This window comes from Streptomyces sp. NPDC086519 (genome assembly GCF_040686075.1).
Classification (GTDB): Bacteria; Actinomycetota; Actinomycetes; order Streptomycetales; family Streptomycetaceae; genus Streptomyces; species Streptomyces shenzhenensis.
Window position 1 is genome coordinate 1 of record NZ_JBFBJL010000066.1, and the last position, 23705, is coordinate 23705.

At 73.0% G+C, this 23705-nt stretch carries 17 protein-coding genes and 1 riboswitch; of the genes, 10 read left to right on the forward strand and 7 right to left on the reverse strand.

What is annotated here, in order from left to right; translation table 11 throughout:
* Positions 1–38: 38 nt before the first annotated feature.
* Positions 39–1175, reverse strand: coding sequence for an NlpC/P60 family protein (locus tag AB0P24_RS39130; RefSeq protein WP_365802632.1), 1137 nt, complete (start codon positions 1173–1175; stop codon positions 39–41).
* 7 nt (positions 1176–1182) lie between these two features.
* Positions 1183–1358: riboswitch (cyclic di-AMP (ydaO/yuaA leader) on the reverse strand.
* Between the two features lie 312 nt (positions 1359–1670).
* Here AB0P24_RS39130 and pcrA point away from each other — a divergent pair.
* Complete coding sequence (gene pcrA / locus AB0P24_RS39135) at positions 1671–4163, forward strand: DNA helicase PcrA (RefSeq protein ID WP_365802634.1); 2493 nt, start codon at positions 1671–1673, stop codon at positions 4161–4163.
* A gap of 55 nt (positions 4164–4218) precedes the next feature.
* On the opposite strand, the gene AB0P24_RS39140 is transcribed toward pcrA, so the two are convergent.
* Both AB0P24_RS39140 and AB0P24_RS39145 read right to left on the reverse strand, forming a co-directional pair.
* Complete coding sequence (locus tag AB0P24_RS39140) at positions 4219–5634, reverse strand: M23 family metallopeptidase (protein WP_365802636.1); 1416 nt, start codon at positions 5632–5634, stop codon at positions 4219–4221.
* Positions 5635–5822: 188 nt separating this feature from the next.
* A complete protein-coding gene (locus tag AB0P24_RS39145) occupies positions 5823–6686 on the reverse strand; it encodes an alpha/beta fold hydrolase (protein WP_365802638.1) in 864 nt (287 codons plus the stop codon).
* 320 nt (positions 6687–7006) lie between these two features.
* Between AB0P24_RS39145 and AB0P24_RS39150 the strand changes: the two genes are divergently transcribed.
* Positions 7007–7423, forward strand: a complete 417-nt coding sequence (locus tag AB0P24_RS39150; RefSeq protein ID WP_365802640.1) for a cobalamin B12-binding domain-containing protein — start codon at positions 7007–7009, stop codon at positions 7421–7423.
* A gap of 115 nt (positions 7424–7538) precedes the next feature.
* Here the strand turns inward: AB0P24_RS39150 and AB0P24_RS39155 are convergent, their stop codons facing one another.
* Together AB0P24_RS39155 and AB0P24_RS39160 are read right to left on the reverse strand one after the other, a co-directional pair.
* A complete protein-coding gene (locus AB0P24_RS39155) occupies positions 7539–9146 on the reverse strand; it encodes a DUF5691 domain-containing protein (RefSeq protein WP_365802642.1) in 1608 nt (535 codons plus the stop codon).
* A 169-nt stretch (positions 9147–9315) separates the two neighbouring features.
* Positions 9316–10671 (reverse strand): SWIM zinc finger family protein, encoded by a 1356-nt coding sequence (locus tag AB0P24_RS39160; RefSeq protein WP_365802644.1) that lies wholly within the window; start codon positions 10669–10671, stop codon positions 9316–9318.
* Between the two features lie 132 nt (positions 10672–10803).
* Between AB0P24_RS39160 and AB0P24_RS39165 the strand changes: the two genes are divergently transcribed.
* From AB0P24_RS39165 to sucD, 7 genes are all read left to right on the forward strand, one after another.
* The gene (locus tag AB0P24_RS39165; protein WP_365802646.1) at positions 10804–11922 is read left to right on the forward strand and encodes an AAA family ATPase; all 1119 of its coding nucleotides are present in this window, start codon (positions 10804–10806) and stop codon (positions 11920–11922) included.
* A complete protein-coding gene (locus AB0P24_RS39170; protein WP_365802648.1) occupies positions 11919–14384 on the forward strand; it encodes a DUF5682 family protein in 2466 nt (821 codons plus the stop codon). Before AB0P24_RS39165 ends, AB0P24_RS39170 begins: the two co-directional genes overlap by 4 nt.
* Positions 14381–15655, forward strand: a complete 1275-nt coding sequence (locus AB0P24_RS39175) for a VWA domain-containing protein (protein ID WP_365802650.1) — start codon at positions 14381–14383, stop codon at positions 15653–15655. The genes AB0P24_RS39170 and AB0P24_RS39175 overlap by 4 nt, the downstream gene beginning before the upstream one ends.
* A 201-nt stretch (positions 15656–15856) precedes the next feature.
* Entirely contained in the window at positions 15857–16792 is a 936-nt protein-coding gene (locus tag AB0P24_RS39180; protein ID WP_365802652.1) for a hypothetical protein, read from the forward strand.
* A gap of 233 nt (positions 16793–17025) precedes the next feature.
* The gene (locus AB0P24_RS39185) at positions 17026–17385 is read left to right on the forward strand and encodes a hypothetical protein (RefSeq protein WP_365802654.1); all 360 of its coding nucleotides are present in this window, start codon (positions 17026–17028) and stop codon (positions 17383–17385) included.
* Between the two features lie 447 nt (positions 17386–17832).
* A complete protein-coding gene (sucC, locus tag AB0P24_RS39190) occupies positions 17833–19011 on the forward strand; it encodes an ADP-forming succinate--CoA ligase subunit beta (RefSeq protein WP_181808658.1) in 1179 nt (392 codons plus the stop codon).
* Positions 19012–19038: 27 nt separating this feature from the next.
* Positions 19039–19923, forward strand: a complete 885-nt coding sequence (gene sucD / locus AB0P24_RS39195) for a succinate--CoA ligase subunit alpha (RefSeq protein ID WP_089099337.1) — start codon at positions 19039–19041, stop codon at positions 19921–19923.
* 184 nt (positions 19924–20107) lie between these two features.
* Here the strand turns inward: sucD and AB0P24_RS39200 are convergent, their stop codons facing one another.
* On the reverse strand, positions 20108–20953 hold the full coding sequence (locus AB0P24_RS39200) for a sigma factor-like helix-turn-helix DNA-binding protein (RefSeq protein WP_365802657.1): 846 nt from the start codon (positions 20951–20953) through the stop codon (positions 20108–20110).
* Positions 20954–21049: 96 nt separating this feature from the next.
* Here AB0P24_RS39200 and AB0P24_RS39205 point away from each other — a divergent pair, with 96 nt between their 5' ends.
* Positions 21050–22810: a DUF6350 family protein gene (locus AB0P24_RS39205; RefSeq protein WP_365802659.1), complete on the forward strand. Its 1761-nt coding sequence runs from the start codon at positions 21050–21052 to the stop codon at positions 22808–22810.
* Between the two features lie 25 nt (positions 22811–22835).
* Here AB0P24_RS39205 and AB0P24_RS39210 read toward each other — a convergent pair whose 3' ends face one another.
* A complete protein-coding gene (locus AB0P24_RS39210) occupies positions 22836–23576 on the reverse strand; it encodes a hypothetical protein (RefSeq protein ID WP_365802661.1) in 741 nt (246 codons plus the stop codon).
* Positions 23577–23705: the final 129 nt, after the last annotated feature.

Below are 23705 nucleotides of genomic sequence, written 5' to 3' on the forward strand. Positions count from 1 at the left end.
GTCGGTCCTGACCGGCAAGGTCAGGACCGACCTGCCGGTCAGGCCGGGCGTACCACGCTGTGGATGATCGACTCGCCCCCGTAGTAGATCGACTCCTCCCGGACGTACGCGCCGGGCTTCGGGGCGTGGATCATCATGCCGCTGCCGATGTAGATGCCGACGTGGCTGACGTCGCCGTAGAAGAAGACCAGGTCACCGGGCTGGGCGTCGGCGAGGGAAACGGTGGTGCCGGCGTTCACCTGGTCGTAGGTGGTGCGCGGCAGGGAGACGCCCGCGGCCTTCCAGGCGGCCTGGGAGAGCCCGGAGCAGTCGTAGGAGCCGGGACCGGTGGCGCCCCAGACGTACGGCTTGCCGATCTGCGCGCGGGCGAACGCGATCGCCTTCGCGGCCTTCGTGGCGTAGGCGGAGCCGGACGCGGAAGAGGAACTGCCCGACGTCGAGTTCGAGGACGTCTCCTGGCCGGCGGCCGCGGCCTGCTGCCTCGCCAGTTCCGCCGCCTTGCGGGCCGCCTCCTCCTGCTGCCGCTTCTCGATCGCCGCCAGCCGTGCCTTCTCCGCGGCCGTCAGCCGCGACAGCAGCTCCCGCGCGGAGGCCAGCTTCGCCTGGACGGTGGTCTTGGCGGTCTTGAGGTCGTCCTGCGTCTCGGTGAGCGCCTCAAGGCTCCGGGCGGCCTCCTGCCGCTTCTTCATGGTCGCGGACTGCTGCGTGACGTAGTCGTCGACCGCGCCCTTCTGGCGCGAGGTCAGCCGGCTCATCAGCTGGGTCTGGTCGAAGTAGTCCTGCGGACTGTCCGCGAGCAGGAAGGTAGCCGTGTCGGGGGCGGCGGCCCCGGTCCGGTACTGGGCGGCGGCGAACGTACCCAGTTCCTCGCGCGCCGTGTTCAGCCGGTCCGCGCGCCGGGCGACGTCGTCGAGCAGGGTGTCGACCTGCTTGCGCTGCCTGTCGGTCCGCTCCTTGGCGGCGTTGTACTTCTCGGTCGCCGACTCCGCCTGGCGGTAGAGGGCGTCGACCTTCTTCTCGACCTCCTCCAGGCTCGGCTTGCCGTCCGTGGAGGGCGTGGCCTCGGCCGTCTGGGAGAGCAGGGCCACTGAGGTGAGGGCGGCGGTGGCCAGGGCGGGCGTGCGTATGCCTGCCGCGCGCGTTCCTGACGGCCGGGACTTGCGATGCGACGCCAACGGGGGCGACTCCTTCCAGAGTTCCGCCTACCGAGTTAGCTGTCGGGTTCGGGCGGGTGGTTCGGAAGGGTTGCCCTACGGTCCGCTCCCCGGAGGGGGAGTCGGGACCGATTCACCCCGGGATCGGTGTGGGTCCCCGGCTCCGGATGCGCGGCGGCGCCCCGGACTCGGCGGAGGCCGTGCGGCCCGGCGACGTTCGCCGGTGGGGGTCGTACGGCCTGCCCGGCACGCTAACCAACTCGTGTGGTCTCTGTGAAGGTTGATGTGCGATATGCCCGATACATTTTCGTGACCTGGGTGTTGAGGTCTGTTCAGGTGGGGTGGTCGGGGATGTTATGGGCTGCTTGTCCGGGTGGAGGGGGTGGCTCACGGTGAGCGTTCCCGGCTCCGGAACCCGTGTCGGCCGGCCGTGACGGAGTGGATCCGTTCGGTCACGCGGGCGAGTTTTCGGGGCGGCGACCGGTTGTCGGTGGGGCGCCCTAGACTCGGAGAGCGATGAGCAGCCTCTTTGACGACAGCTTCCTGGCGAACCTCCAGGCCCCCCGCGGCCATGACGAGGAACCCCCGCCGCCGCCCGAGGACGAGCACGCTCCGGAGTCGATTCCGGACGATCTGTTCGGCGGGAAGTTCGACGTGCCCCCGGACCGGGACGCCTACTACCGCGACGGTGCCGCCCGCCCGGCCCCGGACCCGGCCGCGCTCCTGGAGGGGCTGAACGAGAACCAGCGGGCGGCGGTCGTGCACGCCGGCTCCCCGCTGCTCATCGTGGCCGGCGCCGGTTCCGGCAAGACGCGCGTGCTCACCCACCGCATCGCCCACCTGCTCGGCGCACGCCAGGTGCACCCCGGCCAGATCCTCGCGATCACCTTCACCAACAAGGCCGCGGGCGAGATGAAGGAGCGCGTCGAGCACCTCGTCGGCCCGCGCGCGAACGCGATGTGGGTGATGACCTTCCACAGCGCCTGCGTCCGGATCCTGCGCCGGGAGAGCAAGAAGCTCGGCTTCACCTCCTCCTTCTCGATCTACGACGCGGCCGACTCCAAGCGCCTGATGGCCCTGGTCTGCCGCGACCTGGACCTCGACCCCAAGCGCTACCCGCCCAAGTCGTTCAGCGCCAAGATCAGCAACCTCAAGAACGAGCTGATCGACGAGGAGGACTTCGCCGCCCAGGCGAGCGACGGCTTCGAGAAGACCCTCGCCCAGGCCTACGCGCTCTACCAGTCGCGGCTGCGCGAGGCGAACGCCCTCGACTTCGACGACCTGATCATGACGACGGTCAACCTGCTGCGCGCCTTCCCGGACGTCGCTGAGCACTACCGCCGCCGCTTCCGGCACGTCCTGGTCGACGAGTACCAGGACACCAACCACGCCCAGTACGCCCTCGTGCGCGAACTGGTCGGCACCGGCACGCGCGCCGAGGGCACCGACGTACCGCCGGGCGAGCAGGACCTGGAGCCCGCCGAGCTGTGCGTCGTGGGCGACGCCGACCAGTCGATCTACGCCTTCCGGGGCGCGACGATCCGCAACATCCTCCAGTTCGAGGAGGACTACCCGAACGCGACCACGATCCTCCTCGAACAGAACTACCGCTCCACGCAGACGATTCTGAGCGCCGCCAACGCGGTCATCGAGCGCAACGAGTCCCGCCGCCCGAAGAACCTGTGGACCAACGCGGGCGCGGGCGCGCAGATCACCGGCTATGTCGCCGACACCGAGCACGACGAGGCGCAGTTCGTCGCCGACGAGATAGACCGTCTGACGGACGCGGGCGAGGCGAAGGCGGGCGACGTCGCCGTCTTCTACCGCACCAACGCGCAGTCCCGTGTCTTCGAGGAGATCTTCATCCGCGTCGGCCTGCCCTACAAGGTCGTCGGCGGCGTCCGCTTCTACGAGCGCAAGGAGGTCCGGGACGTCCTGGCCTACCTGCGGGTGCTGGCCAACCCGGAGGACTCCGTCCCGCTCCGGCGCATCCTCAACGTCCCCAAGCGCGGTATCGGCGACCGCGCGGAGGCGATGATCGACGCCCTGGCGCAGCGCGAGAAGATCAGCTTCCCGCAGGCGCTCAAGCGGGTCGACGAGGCGTACGGCATGGCCGCACGGTCGACGAACGCGGTCAAGCGGTTCAACACGCTGATGGAGGACCTCCGTACGGTCGTGGAATCCGGCGCCGGACCCGCCACGGTCCTGGAGGCGATCTACGAACGCACCGGATACCTGGCCGAGTTGCAGAACTCGACGGATCCCCAGGACGAGACCCGCATCGAGAACCTCCAGGAACTCGCCTCCGTGGCACTGGAGTTCGAGCAGGAGTCCGGTGAGGGGGAGCAGCCGGGCGGGCTCGCCGACTTCCTGGAGCGGGTGGCCCTGGTCGCCGACTCCGACCAGATCCCCGACGAGGACGAGAACGGCGACGGCGTCATCACCCTGATGACCCTGCACACCGCCAAGGGCCTCGAGTTCCCGGTGGTGTTCCTGACCGGCATGGAGGACGGCGTCTTCCCGCACATGCGCGCCCTCGGCCAGACCAAGGAGCTGGAGGAGGAGCGGCGCCTCGCCTACGTCGGCATCACGCGCGCGCGGGAGCGGCTGTATCTCACCCGGTCGTCCATGCGCAGCGCCTGGGGCCAGCCGTCGTACAACCCGCCCTCGCGCTTCCTGGAGGAGATCCCGGGCGCGTATCTGAAGTGGAAGAGGACCGGAGCGATGGCGCCGGTCTCCACAGGGCCCGCGTCGGGCGTGGCGGCCTCGCTCTCCTCGACCCGCTCGCGCTCCTCGGCGTCGGGCGCGTCGGGCTTCGCCACCCGGCGGACCTCGGAGAAGCCGGTGGTCTCGCTGGCCGTGGGCGACCGCGTCACCCACGACCAGTTCGGCCTCGGCACGGTCGTCGCGGTCAAGGGCACCGGCGGCAACGCGGAGGCGACGATCGACTTCGGCGACACCAAGCCGAAGCGGCTGCTGCTGCGGTACGCGCCGGTGGAGAAGCTGTAGCGGAGAAGGTGCACGACCGGGCCCCGCCGCGGCGGGGCCCACCGGTACGGCCGGGTCAGGTCGGGTCGAGTCCGTGGCTGCGCAGCCAGGGCAGCGGGTCTATGGCGGCACCACCGGCCGGCCGCACCTCGAAGTGCAGATGCGGGCCGGTCGAGTTGCCGGAGTTGCCGGAGAACGCGATCGGGTCGCCGGCCTTCACCGTCGTACCGGCGGCGACGCGGTACGACGAGAGGTGGCAGTACCACGTCTCCGTGCCGTCCTTCGCCGTCACGATCATCATGTTGCCGTAGGCGCTGTTCCACTTGGTGGAGACGACGCCGTCGGTCGCGGCCATCACCGTCGTGCCGTAGGAGACGGGGAAGTCGATGCCCGTGTGGACGGACATCCAGTTCACGCCGGCCTGACCGAAATAGGCGCTGAGCCCTTTCTGGGTGACCGGGAGGACGTACTTCGGGCGCAGCCGCTCCTTGCGGGCCGCCTCCGCCGCCGCCTTCTTCTTCTCGGTCTCCTGCTGGGCCTTGAGGTCGATGCGCTCCTGCGTCCGGCTGGCCCGGTCGGCGAAGTCGTCGGCACCCGCCGAGAGCGTCCTCAGCTGGGCGTCCAGCTTGCTGTTGGCGGCGGACGGTTTCACGGACTGCCCGTCGGAGGCGGAGGCCGTGGTGTCCTTGCCGTCGTCGGTCAGGCTGCCGACGGAGGCGGCCGCGATCCCGGCGACCCCCATCACGCACACGGAGGGCACGGCGACGGTCAGCAGCGCGGACCGCTTGGGAGGCGTACGGCGGCGGGAACGCGCCCCCGCGCGGGAGCCGGCGCGGGTCGCCGCCGCCGACGCGGCCGGGGTGACCTCTTCCTGATCCTCCAGGAGTGGCGTCACTACAGGTAGTTCACCGGTGGCGGCCAACTCCCCGTCGTGCGGCAAGTCCTCCGCGGACTCCTCGAACTCCCCGTAGGAATGGCCGTGCTCGGGCTCGGCACTCTGCGCCGGGGTGCCGTCGGAGTTCCACTGCGTGGCGTCGTACCCGCCGGTGTCGAAGGCCTGGGTGCCCCACTCCCACTGCTGGGTCGCACCGGCCAGGCCCGACTGGTCGGGCTGGAGCCAGGCGCTCGCGTCCCAGTGGCCGCTGGTGTCGGCGACCGTCTCCTGAGCCGGAACGGTCCACGCGGTGCTGTCGTAGGCGCCGGAGTCGTAGGCGGCGTGGTGCTGGGCCGCGTACGGGTCGTAGTTCAGGGTCTGGCCGCCGGCTGTCTGCCACTGCGTGGTGTCGTACCCGCCGGTGGTCTGGCCCTCGCCCGGAAGGCTGCCGAAGAGCGGGTCGTTGTGGAACGAGGCGCCGGCGGCGGTGTGATCGCCGTACGTGGTGAAGTCGCCGTACTGGGCTTCCTGGCTGCCGTACGACGCGTAGTGCGCCGGATCGGCGTCGGAAGCCGGGGCCGGGGTGGTCATGGTCCCCGACGGGTGACGGTCGTTCACCAACTTCTCTTTCGCCTCGACAACAGGGGCTGCCAGAGCAGTGCGGCGACTGTACCCGGCGGTATGCGGGCGCGACAATCTTCAACAGGTTTCGCTGTTGCGGGAAACGGGCATTCGGCCGTGTTTCGGGGGACGACGGGCGCGGGTTTGGCCTTGTGTTCGAGGATTGTTCGATGTGGTGACCGCTCTCAGGCCACCGTCAGACCGCCCGCTGCCCGCTCTTCGGGGTGTGTTTCGTCGAGGGCCTGCCGTATGCCGGTCGCGACCGCCGGGTGGACGGGCAGGGCGAGGTGGCCGATCCCGGTCACCCGCACGTTCGTCGCCATCAGGTCCGGGTGGTCGATACGGGCCGTCTCCACCGGCTCCATCACCGAGTCGAGGTCGCTCCAGAAGCTCACGAACCGGGTACGGCAGCCGGGTGCGGGCCGGGCCAGCTCCTCGATCACCTGTGAACCGGGGCGCATCTGCCGCACGATCGGGTGCGCGTCCGCGAGCGGCACCGCCCGGGTGCCGGCGTGCGGGGTGCCGAGTGTCACCAGGGTGCGGACGCGCAGGTCCCCGCCGAGGCGCTGGACGTAGTACCGCGCGATCAGCCCTCCGAGACTGTGTCCGACGATGTCGACCCGGCCGGAGCCGGTGCGCTCGCAGATCTCCTCGACGTGCCGGCCGAGCAGTTCGGCGGCGGTGCGGATGTCGCAGGTCAGCGGTGAGTAGTTGAGCGACTCGACGCGCTGGCCGCCGTGCTGGGCGAGGGTGCGGCGCAGCAGGACGAAGACCGAGCGGTTGTCGATGAAGCCGTGCAGCAGCACGACCGGCGGGGCCGCCCGGACCGGCAGCCGGGTCGTGCCCTCGGGCTCCGCGGACGGGACCGGCGGTACGGGCGGGCGGCGCTCCGGGGTGAGGCCCGTCGGGTAGAGCAGCAGATGCCCGGCCAGGATCGCGGCCTCCAGGGCGGTCGACTTCAGGAGGGCCAGCGACAGGCCGGCGAGCCTGCTGGGCGCGAGGCGGCGGCAGAACGGGAAAAAGGGCTCCAGTACCCCGGTGACCTTCATCGGCCGACCTCCTGTCGGCACGCCGAGGACGGCTCCGTCCCCCGTGTGCCCTCATGGGGAGGCCGGGCGAAGGCGGCGGGGCGGGTGGCGACGACCTGCCGCGTCGCGTGCCCGTGCTGTCCCCGCGGACCACGCTGCGGCTCCCTACGTGTCCCGCTGTGTGTGATTTCCCCCTCTGTAACCTCCGCGAAACGGCCGGTTGCGGGATGCTGGAGATAACGTTCGTTCACTTGCGACGGGTGGCGGAACGCGCCGAATGTGCGGTACTTCTCGGTACGGATGGATGTTGGCGTGTTCGTTTCATGGTCATGGAGGCAGTGATGGGTGTGGCAGCCGGTCCGATCCGTGTGGTGGTGGCCAAGCCGGGGCTCGACGGCCACGACCGCGGGGCCAAGGTCATCGCGCGGGCGCTGCGCGACGCGGGCATGGAGGTCATCTACACCGGGCTCCACCAGACGCCGGAGCAGATCGTCGGCACGGCCATCCAGGAGGACGCCGACGCCATCGGCCTCTCCATCCTCTCCGGCGCCCACAACACGCTGTTCGCCGCGGTCATCGACCTCCTCAAGGAGCGTGACGCCGAGGACATCCTCGTCTTCGGCGGCGGCATCATCCCCGAGGACGACATCGCCCCCCTCAAGGAGAAGGGCGTCGCCGCGATCTTCACTCCGGGTGCGACCACGGCGTCGATCGTGGAGTGGGTCCGGGAGAACGTGCGGCAGCCGACGGAGGCGTAGGCCGCGATCGCGGGGAGCCGACCTCGGTGGCGGGGTCGTGTGTGCTGGTGCGGGGCCGGCGGGGGCTGGTCGCGCCCACGCGGCGGAGCCGCATATCCGCACAGCCCCACACCCCTTACGGAGCGTGGTCGCGGTCGTCCAGTTCCGCGAGCATGGCCGCCCGCAGCCTCAGGGTGGTCACCAGACGCTGGAACGCCTCCGCCCAGTAGCCGCCGGCGCCCGGTGACGCGTCCTCGCGTTCGTCCGGTATCGCGAGGAGCGCGTCCAGGCGGCCGGCTTCCGCGGGATCCAGGCAGCGCTCGGCCAGGCCCATCACCCCGCTGAAGCTCCACGGGTAACTCCCCGCGTCGCGCGCGATGTTGAGGGCGTCCACCACGGACCGGCCGAGCGGCGCGGACCACGGCACGGCGCAGACGCCGAGCAGCTGGAACGCCTCCGACAGACCATGCGCCGCGATGAAGCCGGCCACCCAGCCGGCCCGCTCCTCGCCGTCCAGCGTGCCCAGCAGCTTGGCGCGCTCGGCCAGGGACACCGCGCCCGGACCGCCCGCCTCCGGCGCCGCCGGAACTCCGAGCAGCGCTCTCGCCCACTCGGCGTCCCGCTGCCGCACGGCGGCCCGGCACCAGGCCGCGTGCAGCTCGCCCTGCCAGCCGTCCGCCACCGGCAAGGCCACGATCTCCGCGGGCGTACGGCCGCCGAGCCGGGCCGGCCAGGTGACGAGCGGGGCCGCCTCCACCAACTGCCCCAGCCACCACGACCGTTCGCCGCGCCCGGTCGGCGGTTTGGCCACGACGCCGTCCCGCTCCATCCCCGGGTCGCACTCCGGCGGTGCCTCCACCGCGATCACCGGCCCGTCCCCGGTGTGGTCGACCGCCACGCAGGCCCCGGCCCGCACCGCCATCCGCCCGGCGAGCGCCGAGCCGGGCAGCGCGGACAGCAGCTCCGCCGCCGTCGTCCGCACGTTACGGCTCCGGTCCGACAGCGCCTGCTCCAGGAACGGCTCGTCCCCGGCGGCCAGTCCGGTGCGCAGCGAGTCGAGGAACATCAGCCGGTCCTCGGCCCGCTCCGTCGCCCAGGTCCCGGCCAGCAGCTCGCGCGCCGCCTCGGGCGCCCGGGACCGGAGCGCGGCCAGCAGCGCGACCCGCTCGGCGAACAGCCCCTCCTGCCACAACTGCCGTATCGCGTCGGTATCCTCGGGGCCGGGCAGGGCCGCGCCGCCGCCCGGGGCCGCACGCAGGGCGAACCGCCAGTCCTGGTTGAACCGGGCCAGCCACAGGCCGCGCGGTCCGGCGAAGGCCAGCGCGGCGGGCCGCAGGTCGGTACGGCCCCGGGCCGCGTCCAGCAGCGCGGGCAGCGTCTGCGGGGGTGCGGCGAACCCGCGCGCGTTGGCCGCCGCGAGCCACTGCGGCAGCAGCTCCATCAGGTCGGGCGAGGTGCCCCGGCGGCCGCCGGCCGGGGTGCCGGGGCGGTCGGCCAGCAGCATCGCCAGCCTGCGTGCCGCGGCGGGCGGCGGCGCGGGGCGCGGATCCTCCGGGGCCAGCTCGGGGCGGCGGGCGGCCGGTGCCGGACGCAGCCCCGCCCGTCGCCGTACGGTCGCCACGGCCGCCTCGTCCAGCAGGGCCACCGGAGCCTCGCGGCCCGGTGCGCCCGGTGCGCCGGTCGCGGGCGGACGCCGGTCCGTGCCCAGCAGGGCCGTGGTGACGAGATCCTCCCAAGCGGTCACGGGGTTTCCTTTCCGCGAGTTGCGTGAGTTGCGTGAGTTACAAGAGATGTAAGAGTTGCGTGGGTTGTATGGGGTGCAAGGGTTTCGAGAGTTCCCCGAGTTCCCCGAGTTCCCCGAGGTCCGCGAGTTCCGTGACTGGCTCTGCGGGCCGGTTCGGGGGCCGGCCGGGTCAGCACAGCGGCACCGCCTCGCCCGCTTTCTCCGGCCAGGCCGTCAGCGGGGTGAAGCCGCGGTGGCCGCACTCGCCGAAGACCGTGACCGGGGCGCCACCCGAGAGCGCGACGAGCCGCCACAGGCCCGGCCCGGAGCGGGCGGCGGGAGCAAGGGGCAGCGCCGATTCGCCGTCCGCGTCCGCGAGTTGCCAGGAGTCGCCGTCCGGGACGGGCACGACCCGGTCCAGCGTCACCGGCACCGACTCCAGCCACGGGTCCTCGCGCAGCGCCTCCCCGTACCGGGCCGCCGCCCGCGCCGTCGGTACGCCCGGCGGCCGTATCGGCAGGGGCGCGGGGGCGGCGAACCGCTCGCCCAGCGCCGCCCGGTGCCCGCCCGCACCCGCGTAGGCGGACAGCTCCGCCTCCAGAGCGAGGCCGACCGGCAGTGCCAGCTCGGGTGCGCGGCCGGCCGCGCCGTAGGAGAGGAGCAGTGCCGCACGGCCCGAGTCGGCGCCGTGCAGCCAGATCCGGCGGGTCGTCAGCTTCGCGTCCGCCGTGTCGTACTGGGCGAGGACCAGCCAGCGGTCGCGCACCGGCGGGCCGTCCGCCGGGGCGGGCAGGCCGACACGGGAGCGGACCGTGGCCGCGAGGCCCGCCGGGAGCCGGTCGCGGCGCAGCCAGCCCTGGTCGAGGAGGTGCAGCAGCGCGCACTCCTCCAGCAGCCGCACCGGCCAGCCCGGACCCGAGCCCGGGATCGCCCCCAACTCCCTCACCCGCGCCGCGAGTCCGGGGGCCTGCGCGTCGACCATGCGGGCCGCCGTCTCCTCCCAGAGTCCGTACCCCGCCTGCTCGGCCGCGGCCAGGCCGCCGCGCAGCAGGTCGGACAGGCGCTGCTCCAGCTCCGTGGCGCCCGCCGTGACCCGCTCGGCCCGCTTGTCCGCGCGGCGCCGGGCCGCCTCGGGATCAGCGGTGGCCGGGGAACTCCCGCCGTCCGCCGCCCGTTTGTCCTCCGCGCGCCGGCGTCTGCCCGCGAGCCACTGCTCGGCCCAGTCCGGCGCCTGTTCCACCGTCGGCACCGTGTCGTCCCCGGCCGCCCAGAGCAGAAGCAGTCCGAGTGCGTGCTTGCAGGGGAACTTCCGGCTAGGACAGCTGCACTTGTAGGCGGGACCCGCCGGGTCGGCGATGTCCACGATCGTCTGGTACGGCTTGCTGCCGCTGCCCTTGCACAGTCCCCATACCGTCCCCTCCTCACAACTCCCGGCCCCGGACCACGGTCCCGCCGCTCCGAGTCTGCTTCCCGCTTTGCGTGACGCGGCGTCAGGCGCCAAGGCCAGCACCTGGTCCGCACTCCAGCGCACCCCCTGCTGAGTCATGTCATCGAAGGTAGATCCCGCCACTGACAATCGCCCCGGCGGACGTGTTTATGCAGGTCAGAGCGATTGTCAGTGGCGTGGTGCACGGTGGACACCAGATCCGAACCGGCCGAGCTGGAGGGGGCCTCAGCCATGACTGTGTCCGTGGAACCGACCGACCCGACGACCACCGAGAGTGCGCTGCGACCGCACGCCGAGCACGCCTTCGCCGCCGAACTCACGGCGCTGGCCGCGCAGGACGACCGGCCGCGCCCGGCCCGCTGGAAGCTGTCGCCGTGGGCGGTGGCCACCTATCTGCTCGGCGGCACGCTTCCGGACGGCACGGTGATCTCACCGAAGTACGTCGGCCCGCGCCGCATCGTCGAGGTCGCCGTCACCACCCTCGCCACCGACCGCGCCCTGCTCCTGCTCGGCGTGCCCGGCACCGCCAAGACCTGGGTGTCCGAGCACCTGGCGGCCGCCGTCAGCGGCGACTCGACCCTGCTGGTGCAGGGCACGGCCGGCACCCCGGAGGAGGCGATCCGCTACGGCTGGAACTACGCCCAGCTGCTGGCCCACGGCCCGAGCCGGGACGCCCTGGTGCCGAGCCCGGTCATGCGGGCCATGGCGGAGGGGATGACGGCGCGCGTCGAGGAGCTCACCCGGATCCCCGCCGACGTGCAGGACACGCTGATCACGATCCTGTCCGAGAAGACCCTGCCCATCCCCGAGCTCGGCCAGGAGGTGCAGGCGGTCCGCGGCTTCAACCTGATCGCCACCGCCAACGACCGCGACCGGGGCGTCAACGACCTCTCCAGCGCCCTGCGCCGCCGTTTCAACACCGTGGTGCTGCCGCTGCCGGAGAGCCCGGACGCCGAGGTCGACATCGTGGCGCGCCGCGTCGACCAGATCGGCCGCTCCCTGGACCTGCCGGCCGTGCCGGACGGCATCGAGGAGATCCACCGCGTCGTCACCGTCTTCCGCGAGCTGCGCGACGGCGTCACCGCCGACGGCCGCACCAAGCTCAAGTCGCCGAGCGGCACGCTCTCCACGGCCGAGGCGATCTCCGTCGTCACGGGCGGCCTGGCCCTGGCGGCCCACTTCGGGGACGGCGTGCTGCGGGCCGGCGACGTCGCGGCCGGCATCCTCGGGGCCGTCGTCCGCGACCCGGCCGCCGACCGGGTCATCTGGCAGGAGTACCTGGAGACGGTCGTCCGCGAGCGGGACGGCTGGAAGGACTTCTACCGCGCCTGCCGCGAGGTGAGCGCATGAGTGACGACACGCGGTGGCGGCGGTCGCCCGGCCCGGGGCCGCTGCTGCTGGGGATACGGCACCACGGACCCGGCTCCGCGCGGGCGGTGCGGGCCGCGCTGGAGGCCGCCCGGCCGCGGGCCGTCCTGATCGAGGGGCCGCCCGAGGCCGACGCGCTGATCCCGCTGGCCGCGGACCCGGAGATGCGGCCACCGGTCGCGCTCCTCGCGCACGCCGTGGACGAGCCCGGCCGCTCGGCGTTCTGGCCGCTCGCCGACTTCAGCCCCGAGTGGGTGGCGGTCCGCTGGGCCCTGGAGCACGAGGTCCCGGCCCGTTTCATCGATCTGCCGGCCGCGCACACGCTGGCATGGGAGAAAGCGGAGGAGGAACCGGCCGCGCCCTCCGACACCGCGCCCTCCGACACCGCGGCCCCCGACACCGCGGCCCCCGACACCGCGGCCCCTGGCACGGTGGCCCCTGACACCGCGGTCCCCGACACCGCGGCTGACGAACCCGCCGCCGCGCGGCGGATGCGTGTCGACCCCCTCGCCGCCCTTGCCGAGGCCGCAGGCTACGACGATCCCGAGCGCTGGTGGGAGGACGTGGTCGAGCACCGGGGCGGAGCCGGGGAGCGGGACGTGTTCGCGCCGTTCGCCGCGGTGGCGGAGGCGATGGCGGCGCTGCGGGAGGCGTACGGGACCGGAGGCCGCGACCGGGATCCGGCACGGGAGGCGCACATGCGCCTCCGGCTGCGGGCGGCACAGCGGGAGTTCGGGGAGCAGGTCGCGGTGGTGTGCGGGGCGTGGCACGTGCCCGCGCTGCGCGCGAAGACCACCGTCGCCGCCGACCGGGAACTGCTGAAGGGGCTGCCCAAGGCAAGGACCGACATGACCTGGGTGCCGTGGACCAACCGCCGGCTGGCGCGGGCGAGCGGATACGGCGCCGGCATCGACTCGCCGGGCTGGTACGGGCATCTGTTCCGCGCCCCGGACCGCCCGGTGGAGCGGTGGCTCACCAAGGTGGCCGGACTGCTCCGCGAGGAGGACCGGATCGTCTCCTCGGCCCATGTCATCGAGGCGGTGCGGCTCGCCGAGACGCTGGCCGTGATGCGCGGCCGCCCGCTGCCCGGTCTCGGTGAGACGACCGACGCGGTGCGGGCGGTGCTGTGCGAGGGCTCGGACGTCCCGCTGGCGCTGGTGCACGACCGGCTGGTGGTCGGAGACGTGCTGGGGGAGGTACCGGAGGCGGCGCCCGCGGTGCCGCTACAGCGGGACCTGGGCCGGGAGCAGCGCCGGCTCAGGCTCAAGCCGGAGGCGCTGGAGCGGGAGCTGGAGCTCGACCTGCGCAAGGAGACCGACGCCGGGCGCAGCCGGCTGCTGCACCGGCTGCGGCTGCTCGGCGTCGGCTGGGGCGAGCCGGTGCGGTCGCGGGGGAGCACGGGCACGTTCCGGGAGACCTGGCGGCTGCGCTGGGAGCCGGAGCTGTCGGTGCGGGTGGCCGAGGCCGGGGTGTGGGGGACGACCGTCGAAGGCGCGGCGACGGCCAGGGCCGAGGCCGACGCCGCGCACGCGAGCGCCCTCGCCGATGTCACCGGGCTCGCCGAGCACTGCCTGCTCGCCGGGCTGCCGGACGCGCTGCCGGTGGTGATGCGGGCGCTCGCCGACCGGGCCGCGCTGGACACGGACGTCGGCCATCTCGCCCAGGCCCTGCCGGCCCTGGTCCGCGCCCTGCGCTACGGCGATGTCCGGGGCACCGACACCCGGGCGCTCGCCGAGGTCGCCGCGGGCCTCGCCGAGCGGGTCTTCGTCGGCCTCCCGCCGGCCTGCGCCGCCCTCGACGCGGACGCGGCCGAGGAGATGCGCGGTCATGTGGACGCGGTGCACACGGCGGTGGGGCTGCTCGGCGAGCCGGCGACGGAGGGCGAGCCCGGTCACCGTGACCTCCGTCGCCGCTGGCGGGCCGTGCTGCGCACGCTGGCCGGGCGGGACAGCGTGCCCGGGGTGCTGCGGGGCCGGGCCGTGCGGATCCTGCTGGACGAGGGGGAGCTGGGGCCACCGGAGGCGGCCCGGCTGATGGGGCTGGTGCTCTCGCCGGGGACCCCGCCGGCGGACGCGGCCGCCTGGATCGAGGGGTTCGTCGGCGGGAGCGGCGGGGGCGGGATGCTGCTGGTGCACGACGAGCGGCTGCTCGGCCTGGTCGACGCCTGGCTGACCGGAGTGCCGGCGGCGGCGTTCACCGACGTGCTGCCGCTGCTGCGGCGGACGTTCTCGGTGTACGAGCCGGGGGTGCGCCGGACGATCGGCGAACTCGTGCGCCGTGGCCCGGGGGAGCGGCTCCAGGGGGCTGGACAGGCCGGCGGGACACCGGGTTTCGGCGCCGAGGCGGACACCGGGCGCGCCGACGCGGTACTGCCGGTGCTGCGCCTGCTGCTCGGCCTCGACGAGACGGAACCTGACAACGACCTGGTGGGGGCGGGGAGATGACCACGATGGACACAGGCACAGGAACAGGCACAGGAACAGGCACAGCCGCAGGCACAGGCACCGCCGCAGGCACGGACACGGACACGACGGCCGTCGGCGCCGGTGCCGACGCCGACGCCGGTGATCCCGCGCGGGAGCGGCTGCGCCGGTGGCGGCTGGTGCTGGGGGGCGAGGCCGCCGACGGCACCGGGTGCGCGCTGTCGGGGCGGGACGCGGCGATGGACGGCACGCTGGCCGCCCTGTACGGGAAGGGGGACAGACCGCAGTCGGGGCGGGAGCGCTCGGCGGGGCTCGGGGCGTCGGCGCCGTCGGTGGCACGCTGGCTCGGCGACATCCGGACGTACTTCCCGTCCTCCGTCGTCCAGGTCATGCAGCGGGACGCCATCGACCGGCTCGGGCTCGCCTCGCTGCTGCTCGAACCGGAGATGCTGGAGGCGGTCGAGGCGGACGTGCACCTGGTCGGCACCCTGCTCTCCCTCAACAAGGCGATGCCGGAGACGACGAAGGAGACGGCACGGGCGGTCGTCCGCAAGGTCGTCGAGGACCTGGAGAAGCGGCTGGCCACCCGCACCCGGGCGACCCTGACCGGCGCCCTCGACCGCAGCGCCCGCGTCAACCGGCCGCGCCACCACGACATCGACTGGAACCGCACCATCGCGGCCAACCTCAGGCACTACCTGCCCGAGTACCGGACGATCGTGCCCCAGCGGCTCATCGGGTACGGGCGGGCGTCGCAGTCGGTGAAGAAGGAGGTGGTGCTCTGCATCGACCAGTCCGGGTCGATGGCCGCGTCGGTGGTGTACGCCTCGGTGTTCGGGGCGGTGCTGGCGTCCATGCGGTCGATCGACACCCGGCTCGTCGTCTTCGACACCGCGGTGGTCGACCTCACCGACCAGCTCGACGACCCGGTGGACGTGTTGTTCGGCACCCAGCTCGGCGGCGGTACGGACATCAACCGGGCACTGGCGTACTGCCAGTCGCAGATCACCCGGCCGGCGGAGACCGTCGTCGTCCTCATCAGCGACCTCTACGAGGGCGGCATCCGCAACGAGATGCTGAAGCGGGTCGCGGCGATGAAGGCGGCGGGGGTGCAGTTCGTGGCGCTGCTCGCGCTGTCCGACGAGGGGGCCCCGGCGTACGACCGGGAGCACGCGGCCGCGCTCGCGGCGCTGGGGGCACCGGCGTTCGCGTGCACGCCGGACCTCTTCCCCGAGGTGATGGCGGCGGCGATCGAGAAGCGGCCGATTCCGGTGCCGGACACTCTGCGATGACCGCGCCCGGAGGGTGACTTGTCGACTCGGCGATGTCCGGCGCGGCCGTCAAAACGGACATGAGTATCCATCGGTAACAGGGGGCTTGCGCAACCTTGGGAGTCCCGTGCGAGGATCGCAGTCTCCACTGGTCTTTCACCGGCCTTCACGCCGTTGGGCCACTTCTGCTCTGTTCCGCCGCACGGGAGGATCCTCCCCGTCTTGACCTCGCCAGCAGTCCTGTCCGGTGTGGCCGTGCGCGTGTCGCGTACGGCGCCGGGACGGCGTGCGCTGCAACTGGCGCTGCTGGTCGGCGGATTGCTCGCGCTCGGCTTCTTCTGCGGGCAGCGGGCACAGGCGGCCGAAGGGGCGACGCCTCCGTCGCTGACGTCGGCCGTGACCCAGCAGGTGCCGTTGCGGGACATGGTGACGCCTCATCGGATGCCGGGGGCGGCGCGGAAGCCCGTCACCAAGGCCGTACCGGTGGTGGGCGGCGTCGATGAGGTCGTCCGGTCCGTGTCCGGCACGGTGACCGACACGGTGACCGACACGGTGATCGCGACCACGGCGGTGACCGAGACGGTGACGGAGACGGTGATCTCTCCCGTCACCTCGGCCCTGACCGAGACGCTCGCCGAGGCGGTGCGGCAGGTGACGGGACTGCCCGTCGTGCCGGTGGTGCAGGTGCCGGGGCTTCCCGTCGTCTCCGAGCCGCCGGTCGTGTCGCCCCCGGCACCGGTGACGCCGGTGCCCGGCCCCGCGCCGGGCCGGGCGCAGCCGCGGACACCGGTCACGCACGGGACCGGGCGCGAGACGTCCGGTACGGATCCGGTGACGGAAGCGGCGGCGACCACCGCCGTGTCGTACGGGGCGCGGATCACCGGCGCCGTGACCTTCACGCCCGGCAGGGCGACGCCCGCCGGCGGCCACCGTGCCGCCCGCGCCGTCGGGGCTCCCGCCCACCCCGCGCCCACCGGCGACCCGGACGGCGCGCTGGGCAAGTCGGCGGTCGACGGCAGCCCCTCCCAGCACGGTGACGCGCACGCCGTGACCTTCGCCGGCCGGGCGCCCTTCACGCTCGCGCCCGGTGCCGCCGCGCGTCCCGACGCGGCCGGGACCCGGGACAGGTACCGGGACATCCCGCTCTTCCCCGGCTAGGACCGGCGGCCACCTTCCCCGCCACAGACCTGTCGCGCGGGGGCGGAACAGGTCTGCCCGTCCGTCCGGACCCCTGCGGATCCCCCTCCTGGACTCCGTGAGCCAGCCTCGGTTTCCCTGCCGAGCGCTCCGGACGGCGATGTCCCCAGCCGCGCTTCCGGCCACACCGGAAGCTTTCCCGGCTCCGTATGCGCGTGGCGAACGCGCCGGAGCCCCGAAGGACTGACGCACGCATGAACGAGTACATCGGCCGTTCCATGGTCATAGCCGCCGGCGGAAGCTGGTCGTGGGCGTTCGGCCGGCCCGTGGCGGCCGACGCCGAACAGCAGCCTCCCGTGTCGAGCCGGGCGGCCCGGATCCGCGGGGCCCAGGCCATCCAGGGCGCCCGTGCGGCCCGCGCCGCGGCGGCCACGGCCAGGGCGCAGGCCACCGCCCGGGCGCACGCCGAGGCCCTCCAGAACCGCGCGGCGACCATGCTCACGGACACCGCACCCGGCCACTTCCCCTTCCCCGCGCCGTTCCCCGCGCCGTTGCCCACGCCGTTCCCGTCGGCCGTTTCTCCCATGGCCCCGGAGGCCGGCCGCGGGGCGTAGGCCTGGCTGACCGGCTTTCTGTGACTCCGTGGGTGGCCCGGTGCGGGCGGCCGAATGCCGTCGGTCCGTCCGGCCGGGATCCCACGGTTCGGGCCGGCCTCCCCCGTGGGGCGGGGTGCGGCCGCCCGGCCCGAGGACCGTGGGTCCTCGGGACCTGAGGCCTCACCGGGCCAACCCCAGCCCGGTGAGGCCTCGCACTTCACCCGCAAGGCGGCACGCCGTGCCACCAGAACCACGGATTCCCGGCATCATGTGACAGGTATCACCGCTCAGGTGTGACTCCCGATTTAGAGACCCTCAGCGAGCGGCGATAATCTGCGAGACGGACATGCCGCGCGCTCGGACACCGTGTGCGCCCCCCTTGTGACACATGCGGACGTCACGTTGCCCTCGCGGCACGCCCACGCATCCAACGAACCGCGAGATCACTGATAGGGACGGAAGCGCGTGGACCTGTTCGAGTACCAGGCGAGGGACCTCTTCGCCAAGCACGATGTACCGGTGCTGGCCGGTGAAGTCATCGACACGCCTGAGGCGGCGCGCGAGATCACCGAGCGGCTGGGCGGCAAGTCCGTCGTCAAGGCGCAGGTGAAGGTCGGTGGTCGCGGCAAGGCCGGTGGCGTCAAGCTGGCCGCCTCCGCGGACGAGGCCGTCGCCCGTGCGACGGACATCCTCGGCATGGACATCAAGGGCCACACGGTCCACAAGGTGATGATCGCCGAGACCGCCCCGGAGATCCTCGAGGAGTACTACGTCTCCTTCCTCCTCGACCGTGCCAACCGCACCTTCCTCTCCATCGCCTCCGTCGAGGGCGGCATGGAGATCGAGGAGGTCGCGGCCACCCGCCCCGAGGCCGTCGCCCAGACCCCGATCAACGCGATCGACGGTGTGGACCTGGCCAAGGCCAAGGAGATCGTCGCCGCGGCGAAGTTCCCGGCCGAGGTCGCCGACAAGGTCGCCGACGTCCTGGTCAGGCTGTGGGACACCTTCGTCAAGTCGGACGCCCTCCTCGTCGAGGTCAACCCGCTCGCGAAGGTCGCCTCCGGTGACGTCATCGCGCTCGACGGCAAGGTGTCGCTGGACGACAACGCCGAGTTCCGTCACGACTGGGACGAGCTGCACGACAAGGCCGCGGCCAACCCGCTCGAGGCCGCCGCCAAGGAGAAGAACCTCAACTACGTCAAGCTCGACGGCGAGGTCGGCATCATCGGCAACGGCGCCGGTCTCGTCATGAGCACCCTGGACGTCGTCGCGTACGCCGGTGAGAAGCACGGTGGCGTCAAGCCCGCCAACTTCCTCGACATCGGCGGCGGCGCCTCCGCCCAGGTCATGGCCAACGGCCTGGAGATCATCCTGGGCGACCCGGACGTCAAGTCCGTGTTCGTGAACGTCTTCGGTGGCATCACCGCCTGCGACGAGGTCGCCAACGGCATCGTGCAGGCCCTGAAGCTCCTGGAGGACCGCGGCGAGGACGTCACCAAGCCGCTCGTCGTCCGTCTCGACGGCAACAACGCCGAGCTGGGCCGACAGATCCTCACGGACGCCAACCACCCGCTGGTGCAGCGCGTCGACACCATGGACGGCGCGGCCGACAAGGCCGCCGAGCTGGCCCACGCCGCAAAGTAAGCACTCAGGACGAGGACACAACACACCATGGCTATCTGGCTCAACAAGGACAGCAAGGTCATCGTCCAGGGCATGACCGGCGCCACTGGCATGAAGCACACCAAGCTCATGCTGGCGGACGGCACCAACGTCGTGGGCGGCGTCAACCCGCGCAAGGCCGGTCAGAAGGTCGACTTCGACGGCACCGAGGTACCGGTCTTCGGCACCGTCAAGGAGGCCATCGAGGCCACCGGCGCCAACGTCTCCGTCATCTTCGTGCCGGAGAAGTTCACCAAGGACGCGGTCGTCGAGGCCATCGACGCCGAGATCCCGCTGGCCGTCGTGATCACCGAGGGCATCGCCGTGCACGACTCGGCGTCGTTCTGGGCGTACGCCGGCAAGAAGGGCAACAAGACCCGGATCATCGGCCCGAACTGCCCCGGCATCATCACCGTCGGCCAGTCCAACGTCGGCATCATCCCGGGCGACATCACCAAGCCGGGCCGTATCGGCCTGGTCTCGAAGTCCGGCACGCTGACGTACCAGATGATGTACGAGCTGCGTGACATCGGCTTCTCGACCGCCGTCGGCATCGGTGGCGACCCGATCATCGGCACCACCCACATCGACGCGCTTGCCGCGTTCGAGGCGGACCCCGACACCGACCTGATCGTCATGATCGGTGAGATCGGCGGCGACGCCGAGGAGCGGGCCGCGGACTTCATCGCGAAGAACGTGACCAAGCCGGTCGTCGGCTACGTCGCGGGCTTCACCGCGCCGGAGGGCAAGACCATGGGTCACGCCGGCGCCATCGTCTCCGGTTCGTCGGGCACGGCCCAGGCGAAGAAGGAGGCCCTGGAGGCCGCGGGCGTCAAGGTCGGCAAGACGCCGACCGAGACGGCGAAGCTGGCGCGCGAGATCCTCGCCGGCTGAACGACTCCGTGACTGTACGCCGGTAGGTCCGTTTCCCTGGGCGGGGACGGACCTACCGGCGTTTCACCTGCCCGCGGCTGTGTGGCCGGCGCCGGTGCGGTGCCCCGTAAGGGGCGCGGGGCTGAATCGATCTGCGGCTCCGCCACGCGGGCGCGAGTCCCCCACCCGCCCGCACCCGAACCCACTACCTCGCCAGCGGTACCAGCCTCTCCGGGCCGCTCTCCGCGGACCTCCGCAGCTTCGCCTGCAACGCCCGTTCCCCCGCCGACAGCGGCCCCAGCCCCACCTCCGCCGGTACCCCGCTGATCGCCTGGGCCGGGCCGATCGGGGCCTCGTAGTGGGTCGGCGCCGTCCGCAGCGTGAGTGTGGTCGCCGCGATGATCGTCGCCGTGAAGGCGAGCGCGGACCGGGTCCAGAAACGGGTCTGCCGTTCGGCGTACGTCCGTACGGTCGGTGGCTGGGCCGCCCGCAGGCGCTCCGTCGAGGCCAGTTCGGCGAGCCGGCGGTGCAGCGCGGCGGGGTCGGCGAGTTCTGGCACCCGGTCGGTGACCAGCCGCCGCGCGCGGGTCAACCGGCTGGCCGCCGCCGGCGTGCTCGCCTCCGTCTCCGCCGCGGTCTCCGGCAGGTCGAGGCCGACGCCGTCGTACAGCAGGAGCGTGCGCCGGTAGGTGGGCGGCAGTTTCAGCAGCGCGTCCAGCAGGGCGCGGTCGGCCGCGTCGGTCGGCGGGGGTTCGGGGTGGCGGTAGCGCAGCCGGAAGCGGTGCCAGGGAGAGAGCGCGCACTCGTGCGCCACCGCCCGAACCCAGCCGGCCGGGTCCCGGTCGCGGGCCACCCGCGGCCAGTTCTGCCAGGCGAGTTGGAAGGCCCGTTCGACGGCCTCCTGCGCCAGCTCCCGGCGGCCGGTGAGCAGGTAGGCCTGCCGTACCAGGGCCGGGGCGCAGAACGCGTAGAGCGCGTCGAAGGCCTGAGCGGGTGTCAGGGCGGGGGACGGCGGTCCGGCCTCGTCGGTACGGGCAGGGCTCTGCGTCATCGGGCGCACCTCCCTTCGAAAAAACACATAAACATATATTGGGCGACACTTCGGCTGTTCGCCGGTTACGCCGGGAAAGCGCGTGTCGTTGGGAACATGGCGGTCGTGATCCGGATGACCGCTCGCCGACCGTCGTTGCCCTCCCGCCGACCGTCGTTGTTGTCCTGCCGATCGTCGTTGTCACAACTGCTCGGCCGGGTGCGCGACCGTTCCCCGGGACTGGCCGGGAGCGTGACGGCCGGTGCGCTCGCGGCCGCGCTCGGGCTGGGCGCGTTCGCCGTGCTGACGATCGCGCTGTGGGTCAGCTCGCCGTACCCCGACAGCGGTCCGGGCGGCGCGATGCACATCGCGGCGGCGCTGTGGCTGCTCGCGCACGGCGTCGAACTGCTGCGCACCGACACGCTGTCCGGGGTTCCGGCTCCGGTCGGGGTGACGCCGCTGCTGCTGCTCCTGCTGCCGGCGCTGCTGGTGTACCGGGCCGCCCGGGACGCCGTGGACGCGCCGGACAGCGCCGACGCCGAGGCACCGCCGCCGGTCCGCGCCCGTACCGCCTGGACCGGCGTCGTCGCCGGCTACCTCGGCGTCGGCGGCTGTGCCGCGCTGTACGCGTCCGGCGGCGAACTGCGGCCCCAGTGGCCGTCGGTGGTGGTGTGTCTGCCCCTGTTCGCGGCGGCCGCGGCCGCCGCCGGGGTGTGGACGGCGTACGGCCGTCCGCGTGAACCGCTGCTGAACCTGGCGGCGCTGCTGCCGGGCTCGGTACGGCTGCGGCTGCTCGGGCGCGACGCACGGGCGCGGTGGGGTACGGCCCTGCGCGCGGCCCTGGCCGGGACGGCCGTGTGCTTCGGGGGCGGGACGCTGCTGCTCGCGGTGTCGCTGGTGGGCCACGGCGACGCCACGCGGGCGTCGTTCCTACAGCTGACGGAGGGCTGGTCGGGCCGGGCCGCGGTGCTGTTCCTCTGCGTCTCGCTGATCCCGAACGCGGTGGTGTGGTCGGCGTCGTACGCCGTGGGCCCCGGCTTCGCGCTCGGTGCCGGGCATCTCGTGAACCCCCTGGCCTCGGATCCGGCACCGCTGCTCCCGCCCTTCCCGCTGCTGGCGGCCGTGCCGCGGCACGGTCCCGGAACCGCGGTGCACTGGCTGGCCGGGGTGGTGCCGGTGGCGGCCGGGGTGACGGTGGCGTGGTTCGTGGCGGACCGGGCGGTCCGGCGGCGCTGGCCCGCCGGGCGGACGGCCGGGGTGGCGGCACTGACGGCGCTGCTGTGCGGGCTGCTGCTCGCGGCACTGGCCGAGCTGGCCGGCGGCCCACTGGGCGTCGCCGCGCTCACCCGCTTCGGCCCGGTCTGGTGGCAGACGGGCACGGCGACCGGCGTCTGGCTCCTCGCGGTGGGCGTCCCGGCGACTCTGGGGCTGCGGGCATGGCGCGGGGAGGGAGTCGCCTCGCTCGCCGCATGGCTGGGGTTCGCCAGAAGCAGGCCGGGGGAGTCCCAGGCCGCGGAGAAGGCGAAGGCGAAAGGGAAGGAGAAGAAGAAGGGGAAGGGGAAGGCGAAAGAGAAAGTGGGGGAGAGGGGGAGAGAGGGAGAGGAAGGTCAGGGAGGTCAGACGCCGTCAGCCTCAGCCTCAGCGTCGACTGCGGCTTCCGCCTGGGCACCCGCACCCGCCCCGGCCTCCGTCGTCGTGGCCGGACTCCTGCCTGACCCCGCCGACGGCGACACCTCCGAGCGCTACGAGGCACTGCCGGCCGAGCCGTACGAGGCGCTGCCCGGCTCCTGGGAGGAGGAGACGGCGCGCAAGGCCCGCTGGACGGCGTCGCGGAACCTGTCCGAGCCGACCGCGACCGAGGACGCGGACGGCCCCTGAACCTCCCGATGCTCCAGCCGTCCGGTCAGCTGTTCCCGCTCCCCAGGACCCCCCGCAGTTCCTGCGGCAGCAGGCGGTCGCAGGACTGCTTGGCCTCGTTGGTGAGGGCGTCCGTGACGCAGCTGTAGTAGTCGCGGTAGACCATCTGGGCCGTGAAGTTGGCCGCCACCAGCGCCAGCGCCAGGGTCGCCGTGACCAGGCCGCTGACCGCCGCCGTCGTCTGGGGGCGGCCGGTGGTCGCCTCCTCGGGGGTGCGGGGCTTGGCGCGCAGGGCGCTGATGCCCCAGTAGAGGGCCAGGGCGCCGAGCAGCAGCGCCACGTACGGCCAGCTGAAGAGCGCGAAGAGGAAGGCCCACATGCCGCACAGCAGGGCGTACCGCGCCCGCCGCTGGGCCGGGTCGGTGGGGTCGAAGCGCATGCCGGGGCCGCCGGGGCCGCCGGGGCCGTTCTGGCCGCCACCCGGGCCGCCGTCGGGACGCTCGCCGAAGCCGCCGGACTGCCGGCCGGGCTGGCGGTCGCTCCACTGGCTGCCCCAGGGCGCCCGCTGATCGTCCTCACCGGCCGGGCGGCGCGGCCGCCAGGGCGTGTCCGGCGTGCCCTCCGGCGGCGGGGCGAAGGGGTTGTCGTCCTGCTGGTCGCCCTTCGGCCGGTCCGAGGGCGCGTCCGGCGGCGAGGCCGGCCGCTCCCGCAGCAGCACGGCGGAACGCGTCCCCTTCTGTACCGACTGCGGGGGGAGCACGTGAAGTCCCAGGCTGCGGTCCGGCATCAAGTGAGCGTCTTCCCCTAGATCAAGATGAACAGAACAGAGCTGATAAATCGGCTGGCTACGGCTGGCTACGGCTGGATACGACTGGACGCGGCGGATGTCTGCGGGTGATCGGCACGGCAGCCGGAA

What these genes read in the sequence shown, in the direction of transcription:
- pcrA (WP_365802634.1), top strand. Translation starts at nt 1,671, where the DNA reads ATGAGCAGCCTCTTTGACGACAGCTTCCTGGCGAACCTCCAGGCCCCC.
- AB0P24_RS39145 (WP_365802638.1), bottom strand. Translation starts at nt 6,686, where the DNA reads ATGAAGGTCACCGGGGTACTGGAGCCCTTTTTCCCGTTCTGCCGCCGC.
- AB0P24_RS39150 (WP_365802640.1), top strand. Translation starts at nt 7,007, where the DNA reads ATGGGTGTGGCAGCCGGTCCGATCCGTGTGGTGGTGGCCAAGCCGGGG.
- AB0P24_RS39160 (WP_365802644.1), bottom strand. Translation starts at nt 10,671, where the DNA reads ATGACTCAGCAGGGGGTGCGCTGGAGTGCGGACCAGGTGCTGGCCTTG.
- AB0P24_RS39165 (WP_365802646.1), top strand. Translation starts at nt 10,804, where the DNA reads ATGACTGTGTCCGTGGAACCGACCGACCCGACGACCACCGAGAGTGCG.
- AB0P24_RS39170 (WP_365802648.1), top strand. Translation starts at nt 11,919, where the DNA reads ATGAGTGACGACACGCGGTGGCGGCGGTCGCCCGGCCCGGGGCCGCTG.
- AB0P24_RS39175 (WP_365802650.1), top strand. Translation starts at nt 14,381, where the DNA reads ATGACCACGATGGACACAGGCACAGGAACAGGCACAGGAACAGGCACA.
- AB0P24_RS39185 (WP_365802654.1), top strand. Translation starts at nt 17,026, where the DNA reads ATGAACGAGTACATCGGCCGTTCCATGGTCATAGCCGCCGGCGGAAGC.
- sucD (WP_089099337.1), top strand. Translation starts at nt 19,039, where the DNA reads ATGGCTATCTGGCTCAACAAGGACAGCAAGGTCATCGTCCAGGGCATG.
- AB0P24_RS39200 (WP_365802657.1), bottom strand. Translation starts at nt 20,953, where the DNA reads ATGACGCAGAGCCCTGCCCGTACCGACGAGGCCGGACCGCCGTCCCCC.
- AB0P24_RS39205 (WP_365802659.1), top strand. Translation starts at nt 21,050, where the DNA reads ATGGCGGTCGTGATCCGGATGACCGCTCGCCGACCGTCGTTGCCCTCC.
- AB0P24_RS39210 (WP_365802661.1), bottom strand. Translation starts at nt 23,576, where the DNA reads ATGCCGGACCGCAGCCTGGGACTTCACGTGCTCCCCCCGCAGTCGGTA.